The sequence below is a fragment of the Pseudomonas sp. FSL W5-0203 genome, assembly GCF_001896155.1.
Classification (GTDB): Bacteria; Pseudomonadota; Gammaproteobacteria; order Pseudomonadales; family Pseudomonadaceae; genus Aquipseudomonas; species Aquipseudomonas paracarnis.
The window spans coordinates 1-379 of record NZ_MPOR01000107.1 but is presented as its reverse complement, the minus strand read 5'-3'; the positions used below and the strand labels follow the sequence as shown (position 1 = coordinate 379).

2 protein-coding genes are annotated in these 379 nt (G+C 61.5%); both read left to right on the top strand.

All coding sequences use genetic code 11. The features are described from left to right. Positions 1-146: DUF6124 family protein (locus BOP96_RS31060; RefSeq protein WP_373420041.1), on the top strand; the 146-nt coding region annotated here is incomplete at its 5' end. 86 nt (positions 147-232) lie between these two features. Continuing rightward, on the top strand, positions 233-379 hold a 147-nt coding region (locus tag BOP96_RS30335; protein WP_373420040.1), incomplete at its 3' end, for a DUF6124 family protein.

Genomic DNA, 379 nt, shown 5'->3' with positions numbered 1-379 from the left:
AGGCACTGGCGGGTCAACTGGCTTTTGATGTCGACGGCCCCCTGCGTGATGCAGTGCTGGGGATTCATCGGATGGTGGAAGGGATCCAGTTGATGGTGGATCGGGTGCTGGATCTTCACGAAGTGTCAGCAGCCACGGCTAACTGATCGTTCCCACGCTCCGCGTGGGAATGCATCCTGTGACGCTCAGCGTCACCCTTGCGCAGGGCGGGACGCAGAGCGTCCGGGGCGGCATTCCCACGCAGAGCGTGGGAACGATCGGTCAAGACCTAGCATCCGTGCAGGCACTGGCGGGTCAACTGGCTTTTGATGTCGACGGCCCCCTGCGTGATGCAGTGCTGGGGATTCATCGGATGGTGGAAGGGATCCAGTTGATGGTG